The 25,885-nt window shown below is 41.8% G+C and carries 18 protein-coding genes; 11 read left to right on the top strand and 7 right to left on the bottom strand.

The annotated features are described in order from the left end of the window. Window positions 1-195: 195 nt before the first annotated feature. Together ACSLUR_RS13890 and ACSLUR_RS13885 are read left to right on the top strand one after the other, a co-directional pair. Window positions 196-1,743 carry a methyl-accepting chemotaxis protein gene (locus tag ACSLUR_RS13890; protein WP_448555493.1) on the top strand — a complete coding sequence of 516 codons (1,548 nt, stop codon included), beginning with the start codon at window positions 196-198 and terminating at the stop codon, window positions 1,741-1,743. A gap of 86 nt (window positions 1,744-1,829) precedes the next feature. Beyond that, window positions 1,830-3,890, top strand: coding sequence for an EAL domain-containing protein (locus ACSLUR_RS13885; protein ID WP_448555491.1), 2,061 nt, complete (start codon window positions 1,830-1,832; stop codon window positions 3,888-3,890). Between the two features lie 259 nt (window positions 3,891-4,149). Here ACSLUR_RS13885 and ACSLUR_RS13880 read toward each other — a convergent pair whose 3' ends face one another. Continuing rightward, entirely contained in the window at window positions 4,150-6,144 is a 1,995-nt protein-coding gene (locus tag ACSLUR_RS13880) for a HAMP domain-containing methyl-accepting chemotaxis protein (protein ID WP_448555489.1), read from the bottom strand. Window positions 6,145-6,843: 699 nt separating this feature from the next. On the opposite strand from ACSLUR_RS13880, the gene pheS reads away from it, so the two are divergent. The 3 genes from pheS to ACSLUR_RS13865 are packed head-to-tail and all read left to right on the top strand — an operon-like array spanning window position 6,844 to window position 10,547. Beyond that, window positions 6,844-7,824, top strand: a complete 981-nt coding sequence (pheS, locus tag ACSLUR_RS13875) for a phenylalanine--tRNA ligase subunit alpha (RefSeq protein ID WP_116013328.1) — start codon at window positions 6,844-6,846, stop codon at window positions 7,822-7,824. 11 nt (window positions 7,825-7,835) lie between these two features. Further along, complete coding sequence (gene pheT, locus ACSLUR_RS13870; RefSeq protein ID WP_448555487.1) at window positions 7,836-10,253, top strand: phenylalanine--tRNA ligase subunit beta; 2,418 nt, start codon at window positions 7,836-7,838, stop codon at window positions 10,251-10,253. A 3-nt stretch (window positions 10,254-10,256) separates the two neighbouring features. Then, window positions 10,257-10,547: an integration host factor subunit alpha gene (locus tag ACSLUR_RS13865; protein WP_116000146.1), complete on the top strand. Its 291-nt coding sequence runs from the start codon at window positions 10,257-10,259 to the stop codon at window positions 10,545-10,547. 139 nt (window positions 10,548-10,686) lie between these two features. On the opposite strand, the gene ACSLUR_RS13860 is transcribed toward ACSLUR_RS13865, so the two are convergent. The 3 genes from ACSLUR_RS13860 to queC all read right to left on the bottom strand — a co-directional run bounded on the left by ACSLUR_RS13860 (window position 10,687) and on the right by queC (window position 13,455). After that, window positions 10,687-11,196 (bottom strand): DUF2937 family protein, encoded by a 510-nt coding sequence (locus ACSLUR_RS13860; RefSeq protein WP_448555484.1) that lies wholly within the window; start codon window positions 11,194-11,196, stop codon window positions 10,687-10,689. Further along, window positions 11,193-12,644 carry an HDOD domain-containing protein gene (locus ACSLUR_RS13855; RefSeq protein WP_448555482.1) on the bottom strand — a complete coding sequence of 484 codons (1,452 nt, stop codon included), beginning with the start codon at window positions 12,642-12,644 and terminating at the stop codon, window positions 11,193-11,195. Before ACSLUR_RS13855 ends, ACSLUR_RS13860 begins: the two co-directional genes overlap by 4 nt. A gap of 145 nt (window positions 12,645-12,789) precedes the next feature. Further along, window positions 12,790-13,455, bottom strand: coding sequence for a 7-cyano-7-deazaguanine synthase QueC (gene queC, locus ACSLUR_RS13850; protein ID WP_448555480.1), 666 nt, complete (start codon window positions 13,453-13,455; stop codon window positions 12,790-12,792). Window positions 13,456-13,524: 69 nt separating this feature from the next. On the opposite strand from queC, the gene queE reads away from it, so the two are divergent. Further along, window positions 13,525-14,226, top strand: a complete 702-nt coding sequence (queE, locus tag ACSLUR_RS13845) for a 7-carboxy-7-deazaguanine synthase QueE (RefSeq protein ID WP_448555478.1) — start codon at window positions 13,525-13,527, stop codon at window positions 14,224-14,226. A gap of 82 nt (window positions 14,227-14,308) precedes the next feature. Here the strand turns inward: queE and pdsS are convergent, their stop codons facing one another. Together pdsS and pdsR are read right to left on the bottom strand one after the other, a co-directional pair. Further along, entirely contained in the window at window positions 14,309-16,549 is a 2,241-nt protein-coding gene (pdsS, locus tag ACSLUR_RS13840) for a proteobacterial dedicated sortase system histidine kinase (RefSeq protein ID WP_448555477.1), read from the bottom strand. Window positions 16,550-16,551: 2 nt separating this feature from the next. Then, window positions 16,552-17,277 (bottom strand): proteobacterial dedicated sortase system response regulator, encoded by a 726-nt coding sequence (pdsR, locus tag ACSLUR_RS13835; RefSeq protein WP_448555475.1) that lies wholly within the window; start codon window positions 17,275-17,277, stop codon window positions 16,552-16,554. Window positions 17,278-17,535: 258 nt separating this feature from the next. Here pdsR and pdsO point away from each other — a divergent pair, with 258 nt between their 5' ends. Then, window positions 17,536-18,312 (top strand): sortase-associated OmpA-like protein PdsO, encoded by a 777-nt coding sequence (gene pdsO / locus ACSLUR_RS13830; protein WP_448555473.1) that lies wholly within the window; start codon window positions 17,536-17,538, stop codon window positions 18,310-18,312. 207 nt (window positions 18,313-18,519) lie between these two features. Continuing rightward, window positions 18,520-18,999 carry a hypothetical protein gene (locus ACSLUR_RS13825; RefSeq protein WP_448555471.1) on the top strand — a complete coding sequence of 160 codons (480 nt, stop codon included), beginning with the start codon at window positions 18,520-18,522 and terminating at the stop codon, window positions 18,997-18,999. 19 nt (window positions 19,000-19,018) lie between these two features. Here the strand turns inward: ACSLUR_RS13825 and dinG are convergent, their stop codons facing one another. After that, window positions 19,019-21,157 carry an ATP-dependent DNA helicase DinG gene (dinG, locus tag ACSLUR_RS13820; RefSeq protein ID WP_448555469.1) on the bottom strand — a complete coding sequence of 713 codons (2,139 nt, stop codon included), beginning with the start codon at window positions 21,155-21,157 and terminating at the stop codon, window positions 19,019-19,021. Window positions 21,158-21,232: 75 nt separating this feature from the next. Here dinG and ACSLUR_RS13815 point away from each other — a divergent pair, with 75 nt between their 5' ends. From ACSLUR_RS13815 to ACSLUR_RS13805, 3 genes are all read left to right on the top strand, one after another. Continuing rightward, window positions 21,233-23,806, top strand: a complete 2,574-nt coding sequence (locus tag ACSLUR_RS13815) for a DNA polymerase II (protein WP_448555603.1) — start codon at window positions 21,233-21,235, stop codon at window positions 23,804-23,806. A gap of 94 nt (window positions 23,807-23,900) precedes the next feature. Beyond that, window positions 23,901-24,437 (top strand): ATP-binding protein, encoded by a 537-nt coding sequence (locus ACSLUR_RS13810; protein WP_448555467.1) that lies wholly within the window; start codon window positions 23,901-23,903, stop codon window positions 24,435-24,437. A 188-nt stretch (window positions 24,438-24,625) separates the two neighbouring features. Continuing rightward, the gene (locus tag ACSLUR_RS13805) at window positions 24,626-25,846 is read left to right on the top strand and encodes a cystathionine beta-lyase (RefSeq protein WP_448555465.1); all 1,221 of its coding nucleotides are present in this window, start codon (window positions 24,626-24,628) and stop codon (window positions 25,844-25,846) included. Window positions 25,847-25,885: the final 39 nt, after the last annotated feature.

Here is a 25,885-nt window from a genome sequence, read left to right as displayed (position 1 = left end):
GATACTCGGCTACTGGTCACCAATCTTGATCTGCGTCAACCTGCTTTGGCTTTTTAGCATAAAATGTAAGGGTTTTCATTGCTCAGACTGTAAGGTGTCAAGTTGTAGTTGACACATTGGCAGCGATTTGACGATTGTCAGATAAATTTACAAGCTAGCGCATCACTTCTACATTATTTAATGGCAGTTGAAAGGATGTCACGAGAAGTAAAGTTAGCCCATGATGACGTACTTATATCAGTTACGGATACCGCAAGCCATATCACTTATGCGAACCAAAAGTTTTGCGATATAGCGGGATTTACTGAAGATGAATTAGCTAATCAACCACACAATATCGTTCGCCATAGTGAGATGCCCAAAGCGGCGTTTGCCAATATGTGGCAGTATATAGAAAATGGCGAATCATGGATGGGACCAGTTAAAAATCGCTGTAAAAATGGTGACTACTACTGGGTAAATGCCTTTGTTACGCCGATTAAAGACCAGCAAGGCAAAATTGTTGAATACCAATCGGTACGTACCCAACCTGATCCACAGGTTGTCGAACGAGCGAGCAAAACCTATCAACAGCTCAACCAAGATAAGTTGCCAACCAAATTGAAATTCTGCACCGATGCCACACGCTGGGTGCAATGGCTACTGCCGTTAATACTAATCTACTTACTTACATTACCTTTCTTTTTCCCACAACTTACTGCAGCGATGCTACCGTTGATGATAATTGTGACTACAACATTAGGAGTGTTTTCTTACTGGCGAATAAAATACCGCGCCATGGTCAAAGCGACCAAAGAAGTGTACGACAACCCACTGATGAATTATTTATACGCCGGCACAACTGATGACATAGGCTCTGTGATTTTGGCGTTAAAAATGCGTAAAGCTGAACTAAATGCTGTGGTAGGGCGTGTTTGTGATGTCTCTACTCAGGTTACCGAAACCGCAAATGATTGCCATCAACTAGGTCAACAAGCATCAACGGCTTGTAGTGAGCAAAACCGTGAAACATCGCAAGTTTCGCAAGCGATAAAAGAGCTTTCCAACACCATAAACGATATTTCAACTACGGTTAAACAAGGTGCGCAGGCAAGTGAGCAAGGTATGCAACTTTCGCAGCTTAGCCAATCTACCGTTACGGATATGCTCGGCGCAATCGATGCATTGTCACAACACTTGTCATGTGTTGGCGGCACGATAGAAAGATTGATTACCGGTACCAATTCGATCGAAACGGTACTAACTGAAATTAGTGGTATTGCAGATCAAACTAATCTACTCGCGTTAAACGCAGCGATCGAAGCTGCACGTGCCGGTGAACAGGGTAGAGGTTTTTCTGTCGTCGCCGAAGAGGTTCGAGCACTAGCCATTCGCACACAGTCTTCTACGGAAGAGATCAACAGCTTACTTGGCCAAATCAAAACTGAATCTGCTGGAGCCATTAAAGAAATGAATGAAGGTGGCGAGCTTTCTGCGACTTGTGTTGAGTTGGCGACAGCCACAAAACAAGCCTTAACCGACATTAATAATGAAGTTCATCGGCTTTCCACACACAGTGTCGATATTTCTGTCAATGTTGAGCAGCAAGCAGTAGTGGCTGAGCAAATTAGTCATAATTTGCAATCAATTTCTGCAATGTCGTCTGATACTGATGAACATAGCAAGAGCGCCTGCCAATTGAACCTGAGCCTGTTGCATCGAATTAGTGACCAACAGCGCTTAGTTGGCCAGTTTTTGAATTAACGTTTGTAAGGCGCTTTTTTAGTGCGTTTTTTTGGTACATTTTTTAGTAATAAAAGTTAAGTTATTCCCTAAGTTCGAGAAGTTCGATGAATGAAGTTGTATTAAGTAGTCGTTTCCCTGAATTATTGTCTGATGCTATAGATCCTATGTTGATATTGCGTGGCGAAGACGTGATTGACTGTAATCAGGCGGCTTTGGATTTCTTTAAATTTGCTAACCGGCGCGAGTGTTTAACTAAGCGACCCTGGGATTTATCGCCAACCTATCAGCCTGACGGGCTACTTTCACTTGAAAAAGGTTGGCAAAAAATTATGGCCTGCTACCAACATGGTAAGCAGCGGTTCTTGTGGTTACACCGAGACATGCAGCAACTTCTGCATTGGGTTGAAGTCACCATTGTAAAAATTTCGCATGGAGATAGCAGTTATATTCACGCGACAATTCGTGATGTTGTAAAAATGCAAAGTGATAACGACTCACAATCAACCGAAGAAGAGGGCACTCAGCTATATCAGATTGATAATGACTATCGTGAACAGCTCGATTTGGTGAATCCCTATATCCAGCTATTACATGAACATAAAAAGGTGATTGATGCCTCTTCGATCGTGTCAAAAACTAACACTAAGGGCATTATTACTTACGTCAACAAAAATTTTTGTGAAACCTCAGGCTACCATGAGCGTGAACTAATTGGTCAAAGTCACAATATTATTCGCCATCCCGATATGGACGCCGCGGTATTTAAAGATTTATGGCGCACCATAGCGCGCGGTAAAATTTGGCAAGGAGTGATCAAAAACCGTAAGAGAAATGGTGACACTTATTTGGTGAAAAGCACTATAGCACCGATATTTAACGATAGTGGTCGTATCGCTGAATATATCGCGATTAGACAAGATGTTACTGAGTTTACCAAACAAAAGTTAGTCATTGAACAACAAACTATTGACCCAATTACCAAAGCAAAAAACTACTCTACTTTACTCAGCGACATGAGCAGTGAGCTGCAATGTCATATTGCCATTATTGATATTCCTGACTTAGAAGTGATCCAAAACGCTTATGATATTAAAGAGTATTATCGGGTGTTTGCGCGTGTTGCCTCTCAACTAGCTAGCTTATTGCCAGTTGAAGCAACGCTATATCGTCATTCAGGTCGCTCTTTTGCTGTATTGATACCTAATTCTATACCGTTTAACGACTTTATTCGTTTTTGCTTAGAGTGGCAGAATGAGCTTGAAGAACGAGACATAGAAACGGCTAACAACTTATTCTCGCTATCTTTTTATATTGGGTTAGCGCAATGGATGCCAGATGCCGACTTGCTCAGCCGCGCACGGATGGCGTTAGTGGGTGGTGACGAATTGAACCAGAAGCTTTCTGTTTTCACACAAGGTAGCAACATTCACAGTCGCTTGTTATCCACCATTGATTGGACAAATCGCTTAAAGTCAGCAGTTGCAGGTAATGGTATTGTCATTTTTGGTCAGAAAATAGTGAACCAGCAACACGACTATTACTCCACCGAAGTACTTATGCGCTATTTTGATCCAGACAAGCAGCATTATGTCTCGCCAATTGAATTTTTAGGTTATGCCAAACGTTCAAAAGTTTACCCAAGCCTGTCACGTGTGGTGATTGAAAAAGCGTTTGAATATTTTGCCAGCAAGCAGCAACGCTTTTCGCTGAACTTATCAAAAGCGGATATCTCCGATCGATTTACCGCAAATTTAATACTTTCATTGCTAGACAAATACCAACTCGGCAAAAACGTGATCATTGAGCTTGTTGAGTCTGAAAACTACGAGTTGGACGATCAAAAGTTTGCAGATTTCCTCGTCAAGCTTAAAGCGCACCAATGCCAGATTGCGATTGACGACTTTGGCTCAGGCTACTCTAACTTTGAGTACTTAACTCGCTTACCCGTCGATATTATTAAAATCGATGGTTCACTAATAAAGCAGATAGCGACGAATCAAAAGCACCAAGTGATTGTGAATACCATAGTGAACTTCTGTCACTCACTGGATATTAAAGTAGTGGCGGAATACGTTGCCAACGAACAGGTGTTAGATAAGGTTAAAGAATTTGGCGTGGATATGTATCAAGGGTATCACTTCCATCAACCGGAAAGATTGCATTAATGTACCAAATTTAGAACAAACTCATCCGAATAGGGAACAGGGTGCCTTGCAATTGAAGCAGTGAAAAATAACCTCTCTTATTGAATGGGTTATATAAATTTGTTCAGAGTATGTGCATTAAAAAAGTTATCACAGATGAATTCTGGAGCCGACATTACCTTGCCGGCTCCAGAGGTATTTAGCTCTTGTTAGGGGTCGCTATCAAACTAGATTCTGAACCTATCGACTTTACTTGATCGAGTTGCCCTAGTAAGAGAGTCTACAGTTTGAATCTTTCTAACATAACTCTTAGCTCGTTTGCTGAGCTTGTTAAGTTATTTGTTTCCTTGGCATTCAAGGTTGAAATATCAACAGATTGCTGGATTACTTTGTCTATTTCAGCCACACCTTGATTAATAAAGTTCACTCCTTGAGCTTGCTCGTTATTTGCATTAGAAATATCTGACATAAGTGACGCAGTTTCGTTTATTTGGCTATAAATCTGTTGCAACGCATTTGATGTTTGCTCTGCAATTTGATTACCTGTTGCGGTTTTCGCTGTAGACATAGCAACTAGCTTTTTGGTTTCCTCTGCAGCTTGTGTGCTTCTTGCTGCTAATCCTCTTACTTCGTCGGCAACAACGGCGAAGCCACGACCTTGCTCACCAGCTCTTGCTGCCTCAATAGCAGCGTTTAGCGCCAGCAAATTTGTTTGAGCGGCAATTTCATCAATTGTGTTAATAAAGTTAGAAATACTTTGACCTGCTGAGTCTATTTCGAACATCGCTTCTGTCATTTGCTGCATCTTGTCTCGGCCAGTTTGTGCAAATTGCTTTGCGTTATTGGCTAGTTCAGTCGCCTTTTCAGCATTAGTCGCATTTAAATTGGTTTGCGTTGAAAGCTCCTCTAAAGACGAGGATATTTGTTCCAGCGATGTTGCTTGATTAGTCATTCCTAACGCTAGGTCATCACTGTTTTTCAACACCACATTACTGGCTGAGCTAATGTTGGCGCTAGAGGTTTGAACTTGAGAGATGACGTCGTGCAGTTGTTCTGTCATGGTTTGTAGAGACTGGCCAAGATTATCTTTGCTTGACGATAAATTGATATTCTTCGATAAATCGCCTTCTGCAATCTTAGCAGCTAATTGAGCTTTGTCTCTCAATCGCTCTACCATAGTGATTATGGCTGAATACAGGCTGTCAGGTGCCGAATTGTTTTTTGGTAAATTAAGATCTAGCTCTCCGTCGGCAACTCGTTGAGCCACAGAAATGACTTCTTTAGGTTCACCGCCCATCTGATTCAGAATCAGCTTGGTAACGATAATTGAAGCAAATATGCCAATAATGATTGAAATAACAACAATGACTTCGATTAATAGAATAGAGTTTTCATTCGCAGCAACCAGTTCAGGCCCTAAAGTGTCCTGCACCGACTTAATATCTAGTTTTACGTCTTCAACTTTTCTGGCTACTTCAGGCCCTATCTTATCTAAGCTATTGGTGATAATGCTGTTGCGTTGAAGAATGATATCAACAACTTTTAGAAAAGTTTCGTAATATTCAGCGGTTAGCTTCTGGGTATTTGCTAACAGTTCCCTTCGTATAGGGTTTTGCAACTCCGAATCTAAAATCTCTAGCTCTTTGTTTAGGTCGGTAAATTCACTTTTAACCCTATCTACGTCGGATAATTCATTAGTGTTTAGAAACTTACCCGCATACAAACGTGCTAGTAGTAAGCTTCGGGTCGCCAAGGATGCACCGTAGGCAGCGACCATATCACCATCTTCTCTAGCCGATTTAAGTATCTTAGTTAGGTTTTGCTCTGCTTCAGGCCCCTTAACATCAAGTACCTGCTTCACTAATTGATGACGCTCTCCAATAAGAGAAACGACCTGCTCAAAGCTGTCATGATAAAGCGTTAAACTATTATCAACCTCGTCAATTGCTCTGGCTCTATTTGGCTGATTGATTTCTCGCTGCGCCTCTTGCATAAAGCTTTGAGTCTTTTGCCAATATTCTTCGAACTGCTGCTTATCTCTATCTGAGTTAGTAATAATAAAGTCTTTAACATTCATCCTTACCATTAACATATTGGCTTGGACTCGACCCGATAAGTTCGTATCTCTGGCCATTTCACGATAGCCAGTAAACCCTTCTGTTGCATTTTGCAGGGCAAAGTAGGAGATGACACCTACTACCGCAATAAGCGTTAAAACAACTCCAAAGCCCGTATACAACTTTTGCGCTAGTGTTAGTTGTTGAAATTTGTTCATCAATTTATTCCGTTAATTATCCAACATTAATTGTAATCATGGATTGTTTAAAACTGAAGCTATGAAACAAGAGTGTCCTTTCCTTTATTTAACAATTTCATAACCTTTGGTTAAACAAATGGTTACTTACTCCATTAAGTGTTGGACAGATCAATATCAAACGTGCTGATTTGGGGGGCTTCATTAATTGGATTGTGTCCACTAAAATGGACAACGACAGCTCCAAACTGAAATTGTTATAAATTTAGTTTTAACAAAGCACCAAGAATTATGAATTTAGAAGTAGTAGGGTAATAACTTGTTTGTTTTATTTATTTTAGTTCTTATTGGCTTATATTTAGCGCGGAAAGCTTTCGTTGAAAAGTCATACCTAATCGCTTTGTATTGCTTACTGGAAATTTATTTTTCAACATTAGTGTTAATTACCGAAACTAAGTCCTAATTTAACTTAATATCTAGAGAAAAATGACAAGGCCACATCGATAGTTATAAATCGCTAGGCTCTTTCTTTATTATCCATCAAATTCACTTAATACACTTTATCTTTTACTTCTTAAATAAAACACCATCAAAAATCCAATAAAATTAGCGCTAAGCCAATATTAGCTCTACATTTCTACTCGCTTTTTATGTAGAATCATTCACCATTTTTGAAAACAGAATCCAGTCTAACTTAAGCTATTCGCTTTAGAGGAAATCATGAACTTAGACGATATAATTTTGCAAGCAGAGCAAGAGATCGCTGCGGCGTCTACACCTGCTGCGTTAGATGACGTGCGCGTAAGCTACCTAGGTAAAAAAGGTGTGTTTACCGAAAAGATGAAAGGCTTAGGCCAACTACCTAAAGAAGAAAAGCCAAAAGCAGGCCAAGTAATCAACCAAGCTAAGCAGCAAGTACAAAAGCTATTAACTGAACGTGGTGAGTTACTGCGCGCAGAAGAAATCAAAGCAAAATTAGCGGCTGAATCAATTGACGTAACCTTGCCAGGTAACACTAACGAGATTGGTGGCTTACACCCAGTTACGCGCACAATTGAGCGTATTGAGTCATTTTTCAGTGAGTTAGGCTTTGAAGTAAAAGCGGGTCCAGAAGTGGAAGATGATTTCCATAACTTTGATGCGTTAAATATTCCTGAGCATCACCCTGCACGTCAAGATCACGATACCTTCTACTTTAATCCTAAGTTGGTATTACGTACGCAAACTTCTGGTGTACAAATTCGTACTATGGAAGCGGAAAAGCCACCGTTGCGCATTATCTCGCCGGGTCGTGTATACCGTAACGATTACGACCAAACACATACGCCAATGTTCCACCAAGTCGAAGGTCTATTGGTAGATAAAGACGTGAGCTTTACGCACCTAAAAGGTATTTTGCACGACTTTTTACATAACTTCTTTGAAGAAGACTTAGAAATTCGTTTCCGTCCTTCTTACTTCCCGTTCACTGAGCCTTCAGCAGAAGTGGATGTGATGGGTAAAAACGGCAAATGGTTAGAAGTACTAGGTTGTGGCATGGTTCACCCGAACGTACTTAAATCAGTGGGTATCGATCCAGAAGAATACACCGGTTTCGCCTTTGGTATGGGTGTTGAGCGTTTAACCATGTTGCGCTACGGCGTGAACGATTTGCGTTCATTCTTTGAAAACGATCTTCGATTATTAAAACAGTTTAAGTAAGGCGAGCGATAATGAAATTTAGTGAATCTTGGTTAAGAGAGTGGGTTAACCCAGAGAGTACTTCTGACGAGTTAGCGCACCAAATTACAATGGCTGGCCTTGAAGTTGACGGCGTTGACCCAGTTGCTGGTGAGTTCTCTGGCGTTGTTGTTGGTGAAGTGGTTGAATGTGGTCAACACCCAGATGCAGACAAACTGCAAGTCACCAAAATTAACGTTGGTGATGCCAGCACAGACGGCGAATTATTAGATATCGTTTGTGGCGCGAAAAACTGTCGCTTAGGTCTTAAAGTGGCTGTTGCTATGGTGGGCGCTGTGCTACCGGGCAACTTCAAAATTAAGAAAGCGAAACTTCGCGGTCAACCGTCATTCGGTATGCTGTGTTCAGAGTCTGAACTAGGCATGGCAGAAAGCGCCGAAGGTATTATTGAATTACCAGCTGATGCGCCAATCGGCACAGATATTCGTGATTACTTAGACTTAAACGACAACACGATTGATGTTGATTTAACCGCTAACCGTGGTGACTGTTTAGGCATTAAAGGTTTAGCGCGTGAAGTAGGCGTACTTAACAGCTTAGCTGTTACTGAACCTGCGATTGAGCCAGTACCTGCGACGATTGAAGATACCCGCGAAATTAAATTATCAGCACCAGCTGCGTGCCCGCGCTACTTAGGTCGCGTAATTAAAGGTATTAACCTTGGCGCAACAACACCGCTTTGGATGGTAGAAAAGCTTCGTCGCTGTGGTGTGCGTTCAATCGATCCTGTGGTTGATGTCACTAACTACGTATTACTTGAGTTAGGCCACCCAATGCACGCTTTCGATTTAGCAAAAATCGACGGCGCAATTGATGTACGATTTGCGAACAAAGAAGAAAAATTCGTTTTATTAGACGAAAACGAAGTGACGCTTTCGGAAGAAACATTAGTTATCGCTGATACTGGTTCTGAAGGTAAAGACGGCAAGTCGTTAGCGATGGCAGGTATCTTCGGTGGTCTTCACTCTGGCGTTGCCGAAGGCAGCAAAGATATTTTCTTAGAAAGTGCCTTCTTTGCACCATTAGCGATCCTAGGTAAAGCACGTCAATACGGTTTGCACACAGATGCATCTCACCGTTACGAGCGTGGTGTTGATCCAGCACTTCAACGTGATGCGATGGAGCGTGCTACTCAGTTACTACTTGAGATCGTTGGCGGTGAAGCTGGCCCAATCGTAGAAGCAAAATCTGACGAGCACATTCCTCAGCCGCGCCAAGTAAGCCTTCGCCGTGCGAAATTAGATCAGCGTATTGGTTTACACATTGAAGACGACAAAGTGTCTGAAATTCTAACTCGCTTAGGTTTTACGGTTGCTTTTGCTAACGATGTTTGGGAAGTGACTGTACCGGGTTACCGTTTTGATATTTCAATTGAAGTTGATTTAATTGAAGAAGTGGCGCGTATTTTTGGTTACAACAACATTCCAAATGTTGCCCCGCAAGCGTCACTTTCAATGCGCAAGCACAGCGAAGGTAAGTTAGGTTTAACTAAACTGCGCCAAGCGTTGATTAACCGTGGTTACCAAGAAGCGATTACCTACAGCTTTGTTGACCCGAAAGTGCAAGCGTTATTGCACCCGAATAAAGAAGTGATGACCTTACCACACCCAATTTCATCTGAAATGTCGGTGATGCGCCTAAGCCTATGGACAGGTTTATTACAAGCGGTGACGTACAACCAAAACCGTCAGCAAGGTCGTGTTCGTTTGTTTGAAACCGGTCTTCGTTTTATTCCTGACGAAAGTGCAGAAAACGGTGTACGCCAGCAGCAAATGATTGCGGGTGTAATTTCAGGCTCACAAAACCAAGAGCACTGGAACTTAGCCAAAGCAGCCGCTGATTTCTTCGATATCAAAGGTGATGTTGAAGCTATGTTAGCCGTGACTGGTAAAGGCGCTGAGTTTGAATTTTCAAAAGCAGAAATTGATGCATTACACCCAGGTCAAACAGCGGCAGTTCACAAAGATGGCGAGCTAGTTGGTTACCTTGGTACCTTACATCCTGAATTAGAAAGAAAATTAGGATTAAACGGCCGTACGTTAGTGTTTGAATTATTGTTAGACGCTGTTCTAACCTTAAATGTACCTGAAGCTCGCGATATTTCTCGCTTCCCAGCCAACCGTCGCGACATCGCGGTTGTGGTTGAAGAACAAGTTGAAGCAAATAATGTGTTACAACTCATTGAAAAGGTTGGCGGAAATAATTTAGTTGATCTAAACTTGTTCGATGTATACACAGGCAAAGGTATCGAACCTGGCTTTAAGAGTTTAGCGATTGCAATGACCTTGCAAGACGTTGAGAAAACCCTTGAAGAAAAAGATATAACAGAAGTTGTTAATCGGGTTGTTGATACATTAAAAACTGAACTAAATGCATCACTGAGGGATTAAGCAATGGCGCTAACCAAAGCAGAAATCGCAGAACACCTATATGAAAAGGTCGGGTTGAGTAAACGCGATGCTAAAGATATGGTTGAGATATTCTTTGAAGAAATTCGAGAAACTCTTGAAGAAGGTGAGCAGGTTAAATTATCAGGCTTTGGCAACTTTGACTTAAGAGAAAAAAGTGAACGTCCTGGCAGAAACCCTAAAACTGGTGAAGATATTCCTATCTCTGCCCGTAAAGTGGTTACCTTTAGACCGGGTCAAAAACTTAAGAGTCGTGTTGAAGACGGCAACGAGTAAAGTATGCTATTGGCTGCAAGGTAAATAACGTTTAACTTGTTGCTAGCGAAGACAAAAAAATCGAGGTTTATGCCTCGATTTTTTTATACATGAAGTTTTCGTTTTCAGAAAATTAGCGGATAACGTTAGGCTCCAAGCGCTAAGCTCCTTGGGGTAACACTCGGCTAAATAACCCTGTAACTAGCATTCGAAGCCAAATAAAGATAAAGGCTAACACAACACCTGATGCTAATGCTTCAACGGTTAATGGGATCGCTAATTGATAATAACCAAGCACGGTTTCTGCATCGTTAACATTTACATTAGTAAATAAGCTAATGACTTGCTCTATATAACTGTTGCTATCAAGCGATGCAATGGTCTCTGCAAGGCTTTGTTTGCGAGTTAACATCTTACTGACCAATTGACCTGTTTGTTCAATCGCTTGCTTACCACTTGCTAGGTAATCTTGAATTAACGCTGGAATACTACCTTGATAGTTTTGATCGGCAATTTGCTGGTAGCCATTTAAATGCCACTGAGTTTCACTTAGTTTACCTGCCAAATATTGTTTATATTGTTGAATAAATTCGGGAAGTTGTACGGCTAAAATAAAACCTAAGGTAAATAAGCAATAGTCCAGTGTGGATTTAATAGCGGTGGTGATCATGTGGCTTTTTTATTGGGCGAAATCAAGGTTAGGCACATATTAAGGTGCTGAGTCAGCAAATGGAAGTTGTCTAGTTCAGCTTGTTCTATTGTTGGCTTTTTACGCTGTCCTATAATCATACCTATATTACTTTGTTTGATATGTACTGCTGCGAATACCAATTTTGAGTTGGCGAAAAGCTTATTAACTGGGTAGGGAAAGCGAGCGTTACTGTGGTCACTTTCGTTGTTTACGATTACGGGTTGTTGGGTATATAAAACTCGGTTTAGCAAAGATTTCGGATCTGTCAGTGAGATGGTTAACGGCTCTTCTACAACTTTGCCAAAGTGGTTAACGGTTTGCCGACAAGTTAATGTTTGTTTTAAATTGGTCAGCAAATAAAACGAGCAGGTTTCAAAATTTAGTATTCTAGCCAATTGCGTTAGTGCGTATTCCAAGTATAGGCTTGCGTCTTTAGTCGTTAACGTCATGCTGGTGAGGTGCTGAATGGTTTTCAGCAACGCCGCTTCCTTATTGACAACTTCCTCATAAACAAACTGGTTATCGTGCGCAAGATCTGCTGCAGATGGAAGTTTTTTCACATACTCAATAAGTATTTGTGCACCGTATGACTCTAATAACTTGATTGACGTTTCGCGGGTTTGTTTAATGCGATAAAGCAATTGCTGATCAGATATTTTCATTAACTTGGATATCTGGCGAATTATTTTATTGTACTTTACTGCGGTCGGCGGGTTGTGAATATAATGAACCAGCTTGTCGGCGAGGTAGATAACTTGCATCTCTAGCGTCCGTTGCTCTGGGTTATCGAGTGATTTAATCATTAAATCACCTAGTTGCCAGCGGCGCGCTAAGCCAATGCTCAATTCATCAAACGACATTCCAATAAGCTCAATGCATGCTTCTTCATATTGCTGTTTTGGTACACTGATCAAATGATCTAGCTCTTCTTGAAATTCCTTACCTAAACACCAAAATGCTGTTTCGCCAATTCTGCGCAGCATTGCTGCTATGTAAACTTCTTCTTGAGTTTCATCGCTGTGATTAGGGAGCATCATTTTAGCAAGTTGTCCGGCAAAGAATGATTGCGCCATCAAGCTTTTAATTCTTGTGTAAACTTCAATATCGAGATCTTTATGTTTCAGCAGGCTTTCGATGACCTTAGAGGTCAGGCAAATATTTTTAACTGTTTGAATGCCAAGGATCACAGTAGCGCGAGAGACTGTGGTGATTTTATTTACCCCGATACGCTGAATGCTGTTGGCAACCTTGAGTAAAGAAGAAGAAAGCACTTGATCGTGCAAAATCGCGTTGCTTAATCTCGGTAGGGATGAAACATCATCGTTAGCAAATTTATCGAGTAACAGCGCAGTTGAAGTTAACGCTGGTAATTCTCGCTGTGAAATGATTGAAATCCAATGTTCTGAACTGGCTTTTTTTGTTGCCACACCACCACCAAAAACAAGCTAAGTTTTTGTTTAATATGAGCTACGTTTACTAAAGATGACAGACAAAAGAACAATTTACAAACAATAAGAATAAAAAGCGGGCAAGATTGCCCGCGATGTTTACGTTATAATTAGCGCTAGCGAATTATGCTGTAGTTTCGTAAGTTAATGGATCCGTTGCGTTATTATCACGGAAGGCTTCTAAACGCTCTTGGCAAGCACCGCATTTTCCACAAGCGTGTTCACGACCGTTGTAGCAGGTCCATGTTTGGCTGTAGTCTAGGCCCATCGCTATGCCGTCAGTTAAAATAGCCGTTTTGCTAACACTTAAATAAGGGCTGTAAATTTCAACGGCTTCGTAATTGGCAATTTGGCAAACATCATTCATTTTCTCAACAAACTCTGGGCGACAGTCAGGGTAGATAGCGTGATCGCCAGAGTGTGCGCCGTAATAAACCTTTGAAGCACCAACTGAAACAGCGTAACCCACAGCAAGTGAAAGTAAAATCATATTGCGGTTCGGCACTACGGTAGATTTCATGCTTTCTTCTTCGTAGTGGCCTTCGGGAATCTCGATATCATCAGTTAGTGACGAGCCCGCCAATAACTGATTAATCGCTGAAATATCAATAACCTTATGCGGTACATTCAATGATTTACATACAGCTGCTGCACAATCAATTTCTTTAACGTGGCGTTGACCATAATCAAACGTTAGTGGGTATACTTCCATACCATCTTTAATTGCGCGATTCAGTACTGTGTATGAATCCATGCCGCCGGAATAGATAACGACAACTTTTTCAGTCATTTATTACTTCTCTTGAGGTATAATCGATAATGCGTTGAATTTTACTTGATCTACTTCTTTAGCGAAAGCATGACAATTGATATAACACCTACCGACAATACCATTTTGTATAAAATTAATGAGATCTTTGAAACCCTTCAAGGTGAGGGTTCTTTTACGGGGCAGCCTTCTATATTTATCCGTTTACAAGGGTGTCCTGTCGGCTGTTCTTGGTGTGATACTAAGCACACTTGGGAAACCAAGCCTGACTTAGCTATTCCCGTTAACGATTTATTAGCAAAAAGCGAAGAGTCTGAGCATTGGAGTGAGTTATCAGTTGATGGCATCGCTGCCTTGTTTATCGAACAAAAATACCAAGCAAAGCATGTGGTAATCACTGGTGGTGAGCCTTGTATGTTCGATTTAACGCCACTTTGTGCAGTGCTTGAAAGCCGTGGTTACAGCACACAAATTGAAACCTCTGGCACCTTTGAAATTAATACCACTGAAAAGTGCTGGGTAACGGTGTCACCGAAAGTGAATATGCGCGGTGGCTACAAAGTATTATCGCAGGCGATGCAGCGCGCAAATGAAATCAAGCACCCAGTGGCCACTGAACAACATGTAGATGATTTAAAAGCATTGTTAGCAGAGCACCAAGTCACAGATAAACAAGTTTACTTGCAACCAATAAGCCAAAAGCAGCGAGCAACTGAGCTCGCAATTAATACATGCATTGAAAATAATTGGCGCTTGTCAGTGCAAGTACACAAATATATTGGCATTGAATAGTGCTAAGCCTAATCCTAGCCAGAGCATAGCCACCAAACCCTAACGATTACGACAGTCAGCCGAAACGTCAAAGCATAGCCGTTTATTCAGTTAGCGGTATTTCGATATTAATTTGCACGCCATTAGGGTCAAAACAGTTTTGCGCACTGATTTGCCCTTGATGGTATTCGCAAATTAACCGAGCGATAAAAAGCCCAAGCCCCAAATGTGGCTGTGAATTTGACGATGGCTGTGATGATTGCAAGCTAGATTCACTGTTTACTGAAGCTTCTTCCCTTAGCGATACCATAGAGTTAAACAAACGATTTTCCATCGTTTCTGGCAATAACTCACCATTGTTTTTCACGGTTAAAATCAGATTTTTCTTCACCGTGATCAGCATTATTTCTACTTGAGCGTCACAACTAAACTCAACGGCATTCGTCACTATTTTCTCTAACATTTGCGCGAAGTGTTCAGGCGAGCCTAGCACATTGGCTTTTTGACTTGGTGACTGGAAGTTAAAAGTTGTTTCGGGGTGAATTTGTTTAAAACCGCTAATACAACTGGCGATAACCTCAAAGGCATTAAAGGATTGCTTTTCGGTACGTTGTAGCAGTTGTTCAACGCGTGTGGCCTCTGTCATGCTGGTAATAATGTGATTTAGCCTGTGCACGCCAGATTCTGCACGCTCAATATAGGCTTTGGCGTTTTCAGGAATAGGGTACATAGACAAGTTTTCTATTGAGGTACGCACTACGGCAATGGGTGTGCGAAGCTCGTGTGACAAACGCGAAGATAAGTTTTCCAGATATTGATTGTATTGAGTTAATCGCGATACCGCCGTAGAGAAGCTGCGCGACAAATCACCAATTTCGTCGTTTCCTTTTAGGGCAGGTAGGTCTTCTTTTACTCGCCCGTGTTCATCTATTGCTACTTCTGCATGATTACGAAGCTGACGGATACGGTTTGAAATACGAGATGCAAAAAAGAAAAAGCTAATGGTACCAACCAGTAAAATGGCGAGAATCGACGTAAATAATTGCTCTAACGCTTTATTTCTTAGGGTTTTAATACCGTTTGTGGTTTCTTCAACTATCACTGCCCCTTGTACTTGTTCATCAATATAAATGGGATAGGCAGCCGAGAGGATCACAGCTTGTTTGTCGGTACTTAATCGCCATTGGCTATGTACTTGACCTGATAACGCTTGCTCGATATGCTCGCCAGCTAAGTGGCTTTCATCGTAAAGCTGGTCGTAAAAATCTTGCGTTGGTTTGGTCAGCACCTTGTAATAAAGCGGATGTAACAGATTAGTTTGCAGCCAATGCCACCACGTTGGCCAAATGCCCGAGTTGGCATTAGTTGACGCGGTTGAGCGCCAAACACCACTTGCGCTATTAATATCACCAGCGCTCGCCAGTACCCGTTGGTGTTTATCTATTACCCAAATGCTGGACTGGGTATAGCTCATGCCTTTCACAATACGCTCTATTTCTGGCGAAGGAACGAGAATAGTGCCTAGTTGCTCAGGATCAGAGGTATTAGCCGAGCCGACTAAACTCGTTGCTTTGGTGCTTGGCGCATCAACATCGGCAAAACTAAAGCCTATTTTATTGCCGACATAGTCAAGCGGTAGGCGCAGTTCAACGTTATAGCCAGTGTTATTTGGCTGCCATACCCCTTGAATATAGTTAATTGGCTGTGGGCGACTTGTTTGATTATCTAAATGGAAAGACTCTATCCAGCCTGCATTTTTATTACTGACAATATATTGTTGGTGTTCGCCATTAGGGCCGGTGAGACTCAGCGTTAAATGATCATTGAGATAAATCGACCGTGCATTGTTGCCACGAAAAATAAGCTTATCGTCAACAACATTAAAAAATAGGTACAAGTATTTGTCGTATTTGCCGACGGCGGCGTTAAAGCGAAGGCTAACAGTCTGATTGGGCTCTTGCCAGATAATGTTTGAGTCTTCGTAAAAGTGCGCCTTTCCTTCAAAGTCAGGCCAGTCATTGTACCGTCCATCTAACTGAATAGGTTGACGAATTTGAAAGCCGTATAGATCTTTTCCTTTTTCAACACTGGCTAAGAAAGACGCTTGGTTGTCGAAAAGATTCGGGCGATCGTGCAGTGTTGTTGCTAGCGCCCTAGCTGTACCAACAATAGTTTGTTCTTGACCATAGCGCAGGTATTTTTCCATCTCCCAAACATACTGATAGCCAAACCAAGGAATGGTAAAAAGGAAGCTAGAGAGGATCACTAACTTGGTTCTTAAGCCAATACGGATAAATCCTTTGTTGGCAGAAATAGTGTTTGCGCGGTTAGGCAATGTAATCAAAGCTACGCCTCATTACTTAGTGATGAGGCGCTTTGTTCTGTATCATTCCAGCGATAGCCCATACCATAGACGGTTTCGATACAGTTAAAATCAGCTTCTATTTTACTGAATTTTTTACGAATACGTTTAATGTGAGAAGTAATGGTGCTGTCATCAACAAAAATTTGTGAGTCTTGCATAAGCTGCTGTCGGTTTTTCACATGCCCCGGTGATTTTGCCAATGCAAAAACCATCCAGAACTCGGTAACGGTAAGTTCTACATATTGTTGATGCCATTTAATCGTCATTTTCTGACTATCGATCACTAATGGCCCTCGCTCAATTAGATTTTCCTGATCGACTGGTTTATTCTGTGCATCTTGACGGCGAAACAGTGCAGCAATACGAGCAGTTAAATGGGGTAGGCTTATGTCTTTGGTTAAGTAGTCGTCTGCCCCAATGCGTAGACCCGAAACAGTATCGACATCATTGTCACGCGCGGTCAAAAAGATAATAGGTAACGTAGAAGACTTGGCTCTAAGCCATTGGCAAAGCTCAAAGCCCGCGTCGTATTCATCGTGTAATCCAATATCTAGAATGACTAAGTTAGGCAGGCGAACGGTAAAAGCCGCTTCTGCGCTTTGACGATTAGCAAAGCTTTGTACTTGATACCCTTGATGGCGCAATACATCGGCATAGTTTTCACGAATGGCGTCGTCATCTTCTACTATGGCTATGCGTTTACTCATACCTTTTACTCACGTCGTTTATTTCTCTTTATTAACTATAAACGGGCTTTAGCGCCGCTTCTTAATGGCGTTCACTATATCCTAATTTATTGTCATCAGGGCACTTTTGGCGAAATTGCCAGATTGTTGCCACATTTGCTCGCTAACTTGCCATTTTTGTCGCCCGATTTGGTCGCTTTTGCTGTGTTTAATAATCATCAAGTTCCCAAACAACTTATTTAAATAGAACATAAGACCAAAAGGTAAAAGGATAACAAGATGAAAAAACTTATTTTAACGTCAGCAATCTTAACGAGCTTAGTATTAACACCTATGGCGCAAGCTAATTCTCATTCACGTTCATTATCAGAGCCACAAGCTGAAGGATTATCGGACGACACTTTTTCTGATGAGAGTAAAGAAGAACTAGGCTTCGGTGCTGGTGCGATTTTAGGTGGTATTTTCGGTGGTCCAGCGGGTGCCATGATCACAGGCCTTGCGGGTACCTTTTTAATGAAAACCCTCAATGGTGAAGAAGATATTGTTGAACTAACCAAAGCTAACAAAGCACAAGCTAAAAACTTCGAAATGCAGTTAGCCAGCCTTAAAAGCCAGATGCAAGACGCAGAGTTTCAGCATCAACAAGAGCTGTTAGCGTTCGAGCAGTCGCAAGCAAAAGCCAGTGCTTTGCAGGCCAGTAATTTAATGATGAGCTTACAGTTCAATACAGGCTCAAGCGATATCCCAAGCTACTACGCGGAACAAGTGAATGCGCTGGCTAGTATTCTTAACAGTAATCAAGACCTAACCATTGATTTGTCTGGTTACACCGACCTACTCGGCAGTAGTGAACGCAATCAAGCTTTATCGCTCGCTCGTGCGGAAAGCGTAAAAACCGCTTTAGTTAACCAAGGTGTGGGCGCGCATCGAATCAATACCATTGGCTATGGCGAGAATCACCCTGTAGTTGCGAACGCCCAACAAGAATCTAGCTTTTATGATCGCCGTGTGATGATCATTGTTCAGCAAAGTGATAAGCAAATGGCAAAAAACTAATAATTAACGGAACAATTAAGGAGGGGTTACACACAAGAGACTTATTAAATTTCAGGATATAGCTAACTAATCTGTTTTAATCAAACAAAGTAACCAGAGCACTAGTTGTTGTGCTCTGGTCTTTTTTTAAACAGCAACAACTGCAATAGTTCTAGTGCCACAGCTAACACTCTTAAAGGCGATCGAGTATAGTTAGGTAGTATCAGCATGTTGTATAAGCGATTTATTATGGCAATGAGTTACAGCACAAATTCCATCGACATTTCACAGTTTCGCCAACATGGTATTGTCAATCTTGAAATTCCTTCTGAGCGAGTCGTTGTTTATCATGCGCAAGGCCCATTTAACAAAGAGCTGGCTCAAGCCTTGGTAAAGATAGAGCAGCAGGTATGCCCTGTGTTCAAAGCTAAATGGGGTTACTGGGCTGATCTATGTGTGTTTAGTGAGTCTTGTTTAGTATTGGAAGAGGCAATTGAATACTATCAAGATTACTTAAAATCATTTAAAGCAGAAGGGTTGTCGCCTATTGCCTCTGCTTTTATCTATTCGCCAGAAGTAGAAGGTCGATCACTCGCCGAAAATATTTACCAGCAGCTATATCAGTTTGCCGGCGTTAAATACGCTGGCTTTTCAAGCTTTGAGGATGGCCTTAACTGGGTTAATAAAGAGTTATCACTTAAGCAATAACTCATTACTGCAACAATTATTAATAACTGATTTGACGTTTAAACGGTGGCAGGGCATCTAGTAACTCACCACCGTAGCGCTTAGTTACCACGCGGCGATCTAGCAGGGTGATAACACCACTGTCTTTCTCATTTCGCAATAAGCGACCACAGGCTTGAATCAGCTTATTGGAAGCATCAGGCACGGTGATCGACATAAACGGGTTGCCGCCTTTGGCGGTCACATATTCGGCGTGCGCTTCTTCTACTGGCGAAGTAGGCACGGAAAACGGCAGTTTAGTGATTACTAAGTTAGTTAGGTAATTACCAGGTAAATCTAGCCCTTCAGAAAAGCTTTGGGTGCCAAATAAAATACTGGCTTTATTGTTGTCACATTTCTTTTTGTGATTCTCGATAATATAGCTTCTAGCTTGCTCTCCTTGCATTTGCAGAGAAATTTTATGTTTTTCACGCATCACTTTTGCTACTTGTTCCATTTGCCAATATGACGAAAACAGTACCAGTGTTGCCTCATCTTTTTTGATTAATGCCGGTAGCAATTTACAAAGCTCATCGGTGAATGACGGATGGCTAGGTTCATAGCTCACATTAGGCACAGACAGCACAGCGTTTTCACGGTAGTTAAATGGAGAATCGACTTTTTGATATTGCGTACCATCATTATTGGAAAGACCCACTTGGCGGCGAAAATGGTCAAACGAATTGAGCGCTACGATAGTGGCAGAGCAAAGTACAGCACCAGCGCATTTTGACCACAGCTTATCTTCAAGTGTGTAACCTACTTCAATGGGGGAAGCAGATAATAAGTAGTCTTGCTTTTTACCACTGAGTTTTTCTAACCAACGAGCTAGTGGTGCGGCTTTTTCACTGTCGGTTTTTGCGTACATCACCCAAAGCGCGTTAAAGTTTTCTAGGCGTTGGAGTAAAAAACCAAATTCTGATAATAATGGCTCTGCTAAGTAGGCCTTTACGTCACCATCTTTCACCGCTTCCACTAATAAGTAATAGAGCTTGTTACCATGTGCTAAACATTTGCGGCTGTATTCGCTTAAATCTTCTGCACTGGTTTTAATCAGCTGTGGAATAATACCGTGCTCAAAACGGTAACTTAGCATGCTATTACTTTGAGCGTTGTTTTGCTCAGCATTAGCAAAATAAGTCGCTTGGTTTGCTTCAACAAATTGCAGAATTTTTTGCATATCGGCAATCAGCGATTGGCAATCATCGGCGAGTTTTAGCGATGGGTTTATTGATGATTGCGACTTGATAAGCTTGGCCACTTTATCGCCGGTATCTGCCACTTTTTGTAGCCATTCCAACGAACCTTTTAAGGTGATTGCGGCACTTGAATGGTCACGCGTAACCTTGGGTAAGTGGTGCGCTTCGTCAATCACATAGTAGGTTTCATCCGGCTCTGGCAGAATTTTACCGCCGCCCATTTCTAAATCTGATAATAGCAGTGAATGGTTTATCACCAGCACACCGGCTTTATCCATGGTATCGCGTGCTTTGTGAAACGGGCAGTGCGTATGCTCCGCTAAGTGACGCAAACAGCTATGTTTATCTGATTGAATAGCTTGCCACACATGATTTGGGATTGGGTCTGCCCAACTGTCTCTATCACCTTGCCAGCGATTTTCACTGAGCGCACTGTTGAGTTCTTTAATTAGCTTGATATCAAAGCGGTTCGGTTGCTCAGCAAAGGTAAAACCAGGCTGTGGATTTTCGCTGGCGTTAGCTGCGGCAGCTAGCTTATGACGACAAACGTAACGCTGGCGGCCTTTCGCTAGAGTAAAGTCAAAGTCTATACCGCCGTGATCTTTCAAAAAGGGCAAGTCTTTATTGACGAGCTGCTCTTGCAAGGCAACGGTCGCGGTCGAAATGACTACTTTTTTCTTTTTCGAAAGCGCTAACGGAATAGTACTTAAACTATAAGCTAATGACTTACCTGTGCCCGTACCTGCTTCAACGGCAATGATTTTGCGGGTTTTGTCGTACTCACCGGCCAGCGTTTTGGCTATTTCTGCAATCAAAAAAGTTTGCTGTTTGCGTGGGTTAAAGTTGGGTAGGCTTTCACCGATGGCTTTGTAGGAAGTGCGAATGGCTTGTTTAATATTATCGCTAAGCGCGCTGGTTTGCTTTTTGGTGGCGGTCGACATTGGTTCCCATTCACAGGTATTTGTTTTAAACTGCTGTATATATTAACAGTTTGTGGTGGCATGTGGCGAGACTTAATGGCCAACTTATCTGACAATTTTACCAGCAATGAGGTTCAGGCGAGTGGCGTCGATACTAACAACAGTGCTTTTGGCTTTGTGTTAACCCGAAAAACCTATGATACCCGACGCGGCATGGTCATTTCACTGTGGTTAGTTACAGAGCAAGGGCCAGTTAACCTCAAAATTACGGATGAATGCGCACTGCTGTTTATCCATCAAACGGAGCAAGAAAAAGCACTTGAACTCCTTGCTAAACATCAACTGCAACCGGCCAAAGTAACACTGCTCCCCTTAAAAACCTTTGCTCAGCAGGCTGTAACCGGGCTTTATTTTGCCAAGTTAAGAGATTTTTACCAAGCCAGAGAGTTGCTGAAACAGCACTATATTAAGTGTTTTGAAGACGATATTCGCCCTGAAGATCGCTACTTAATGGAACGCTTTGTTACTGATAATTGTTATTTTACTGGCCAAACAAGCAACTATACGCCAAACCATGCCCATCATTACCCAACCTTATATCAAGCCAAATGTAAGAAATCTGAGGGCGATATTAAGCTGTCTATGGTGTCGATTGATCTGGAATGTAGCCCTAAAGGCGAGCTGTATTCGATAGGGCTGTACAGCGATACCTGTCAAAAAGTAATGATGATAGGCAAGCCTGAGCCACTTGATGAAAGCTGCGATTATATTGAATGGCTCGCCAATGAAGCGGAGTTATTACAGCGCTTTCTGGCTTGGGTAGCAGAGTACGATCCTGATGTGTTTATTGGCTGGAACGTGGTTAATTTTGACTTTAGCTTGTTACAAAAGCGCTACGACTTGCACAACATTCCTTTTGCGATTGGCCGCGATAACAGTGCGCCTAATTGGCGAAAACAACGCAATAGCGAACAAAACTTTATGGATATCGAGGGGCGAGTCGTTATTGATGGTATTGATCTACTGAAAAGTGCCACTTATAACTTTACTTCGTTCTCGCTCGACAATGTTGCTCATGAACTCTTGGGCAAGCGCAAACAGGTCAAAGATGTAGAAAATCGCCTGTACGAGATTGTTGACAATTTTCACCATAACAAAAAAGCATTAGCCGCTTATAACCTAGAAGATTGCCGTTTAGTCTGGCAGATATTTGAACACACCGACTTACTAGCTTTTGCCAAGCTTAGAGCCAAGTTAACCGGATTATCGCTTGATCGAATCGGCGGATCGGTGGCCGCTTTTACCAATCTTTATTTACCTAAATTGCATCGCGCTGGCTACATTGCCCCGAATTTAGGAGATGGAAAGTCTGATCTAGTCTCACCTGGTGGCTATGTAATGAACTCTATTCCCGGACTGTATCGCAATGTGCTTGTGTTAGATTTTAAAAGCCTATACCCAAGTATTATCCGCACTTTTTATATAGATCCTATGGGCTTAATAGAAGGGCTAAAGGCCGAAGGACTGAGAGCGGAAGGGCTAAAGGCCGAAGGTTTACAATCTGAAGAGCTTAGGGTTCAAGGCTTAGAAGCGGAAAATGGTAATTTAAAAGCGCAAAACCAAATCGTCCCTGGGTTTGATGATGCTTATTTTTCACGAGAAAGGCACTTTCTACCAGCCATTATTGATGAGCTTTGGGCAGCGCGAGACAAAGCCAAGCGCGATAAAAATGCCGCTTTATCGCAAGCGATTAAGATTATTATGAACTCGTTTTATGGTGTACTGGGCTCTACCGGCTGTCGCTTTTTTGATCCTAGGTTGTCAGGATCTATTACCAAACGCGGACACCAGATTTTAAAAACTACCAAACAATGGATTGAAGATATCGGTTATCAAGTGATTTACGGTGACACTGATTCAATATTCGTTGCAATTGGTGAGTCACATAACGTCAAAGAATCAAGGCGCATTGGCAAGGAGCTTGAGCAGCTAATTAATGAAAAATGGGACGAGCATATTGCCAGCGAATATCAGATTGAGAGTAAACTGGAAATAGAATTTGAAACCCATTTTTCTCGTTTTTTTATGCCGACTATTCGTGGCTTAGCCGATGTTGGCACCAAAAAGCGTTATGCTGGTCTTGTGATCAATGAAGCTGATAAATCGAGTAAAAATGACAGTAAGCCAAATGAACGTATGGTGTTTAAAGGATTAGAAACCGTCCGCACCGATTGGACGCCACTGGCTAAAGATTTTCAACAAGCTTTGTACGATAAAATATTTCACGACGAGCCAGTCAGCGACTTTGTCCTTGATACAGTGAATCAAACCAGAGCAGGGCAGCTTGATGAAAAGCTCATTTATCGAAAGCGTATTCGTCGCAAGCTAGATGACTACGTAAAAAATGTGCCGCCCCATATTAAAGCGGCAAGAGCCGCTGATGCTATCAACCTTGCTAACGGTCAAAAGGCCAAATACCAAAAGCGCGGCCATATCGAATATGTTCTGACCACTCAAGGCCCTCAAGCGATAGAGCACCAAAGCGCACCACTTGACTACGATTTGTATATCGAACGCCAGTTGAAATCGGTTGCCGATGCGATTTTGCCTTTTGTGAATTTATCGTTTGAGCAGATCACAGATAACCAGTTAGATTTGTTTTCATCATAAGTTTTGGAGTATTTGTCATTTATTTCAGTTTTCTTGATACTGTAAATATAAACAGTTAAGTTATAATTAACCTAAATAGTGAAACGGAATGACGATGAAGTTTGTGATGGTTTATGGGGCACCTGGTGTTGGTAAAGAGAGTGTTGCAAGAGAGTTGGCAGCAAGAAATGGATGGAAGTTGTTTCCTCAGCACCTAGCATTTGATGTTGCTTGCGCTGTTGTTGGCTTTGGTAACGCAGGTTTTGAAAAGTACCAGCGTAAAATTTGCTTGGAAGCATTTCGAACAATCATTGAAACACAAAAAGATAAAGGCATTGTATTCACTTTTTGCTATGTAAACCCCGCAAGTAATTTCTTTATTGAAGGCCTTCTTGATTTATTGCAGGAATTTAGCGTTAGCCCTGATTTTATATATCTATCTTGCGACTATGACGAGCATTTAAGGCGAGTACTAAGTGACGGAAGAAAAAATACGAATAAACTTCAATCAAAAGAGTATTTGGATAAGTACTTAAAGAAATTCGATTTCTCAGCAACTATACCAAATGTTGAGTCTTTTCGATTAAACACCAGCAATCTAACAATTGAACAATCTGCAACCGAAATTGAGTGTTATTTAAAGAATGAGTGATTTGTGCAAATAGCGTTGTTAGGCTGTATCTGTTTGCTATTTACATTTAATTAAATAAATATCTTAGGGAATCAAATCTAACTAGCATTTCTTCTTGAGCTTTCCTACTAAGCTAGGTATAAATTGTTTAGACGGCTAGATAGCCAATAAATGTATTTCAAATATCCAAACTCTAAAAGAAGTAGCGCATGTCCGATCCAAAGAGCCCAAAGCAAAGCAGCGAGTCTAATAACGCACCTAAACAAGATACTAAAATCGTCAATGCTGGTCGCAGTGATAAATGGACGAATGGGGTAGTTAATCCAGCGGTACAGCGCGCTTCAACCGTAGTGTTTGATAGCGTTAAACAAATGAAACATGCGACTGCCAACAAAGCGAACCAAGTGTTGTTTTATGGTCGACGTGGTACTAGCACATCGTTTGCCTTTAGCGATGCCATGACAGAATTAGAAGGTGGTGTAGGATGTGCGCTATACCCGAGTGGTACAGCGGCAATTACTAATGCGATTTTAGCTTTTGTAAAAACTGGCGATCATATCTTAATGGTGGATACGGCTTATGAGCCAACTCGCAGTTTTTGCGACAATATTCTCGCTAAAATGGGTGTTGAGACGACTTACTACGATCCTTTGGTTGGTGCTGGCATTGAAAGTTTGATAAGAGAAAATACCAGCCTCGTATTTTTGGAAGCACCGGGTTCGTTGACTATGGAAGTGCAAGATATTCCGGCGATTGCAGAAGTTGCCCATCGTCACGGCTGCTCAGTACTGCTAGATAACACTTGGGCATCTCCTATAAATTTAAAGCCGTTTGAATTAGGCGTTGATGTGTCTATTCAAGCAGCAACCAAGTATGTGGTAGGGCACTCAGATGTGATGCTAGGTACCGCAACCGCTAATGAAGCTCATTGGCCTCAACTGCGTGAAAGTAGCTATACCATGGGGCAATGCACATCACCTGACGATCTCTATTTAGCGCTGCGCGGCATTCGCACCTTAGGTGTACGTATGAAGCAGCATGAGCAAAGCGCACTTACAGTTGCCAAGTGGCTAAGTGAGCGTGAAGAAGTGGAAACTATCCTTCACCCAGCTTTTCCGTCATGCCCTGGGCATGAGCAATTTAAACGAGACTTTTTAGGCAGTAATGGCCTGTTTTCGTTTGTGGTAAAACCTGAATTTGCCAAGGATGTCACCGCATTTTTAGACGGTATGCACCATTTCAAAATGGGCTATTCATGGGGTGGCTTTGAAAGTTTAATTTTGGCGGTACAAAATATTGGTGCAATGCGTGCTGCCACCGATTGGCAATATCAAGGACCATTAGTTCGTTTACATGTTGGTTTGGAAGATGTTGACGATCTGATAGAGGACCTTGCAAAAGGCTTTGAGCGTTTGGTAGGTAAAAACTAACCAAACAATTAGTGGCTAATTTTGTTTTAGAAACGAAAC

It is taken from the genome of Thalassotalea montiporae, from assembly GCF_053485855.1.
This window is presented reverse-complemented; position numbering and strand designations above follow the sequence as displayed.